Annotated in this window: 1 protein-coding gene; it reads right to left on the reverse strand. The window is 47.6% G+C overall.

Translation table 11 applies throughout. The features are described from left to right. A partial coding sequence (locus HJV72_RS19065; RefSeq protein ID WP_208073445.1) for a hypothetical protein occupies positions 1–225 on the reverse strand: 225 nt, incomplete at both ends.

Consider the following 225-nt stretch of genomic DNA (forward strand, 5'->3'; position numbering starts at 1 on the left):
GGGCATCCTCGGCAGCGTTGGCGGCCTCCTGTGCCTTTATATCTGCGTTGCTGGCCGCGGTATTGGCGGAAGAAGTTGCATTTTGTACATCTGTAATTTTCTGTGTCGCAACAGCGATTAACTGTTTTACCACATCCGTATCTTCTTCCGGAAGTGTAATATCTGCTTCCAGACCTTCCAAAACCTGGGCTGTTGCAAGCGTAGTATTCCATTCATTTGTAATCT

Source organism: Extibacter sp. GGCC_0201, assembly GCF_017566055.1.
Classification (GTDB): domain Bacteria; phylum Bacillota; class Clostridia; order Lachnospirales; family Lachnospiraceae; genus Extibacter.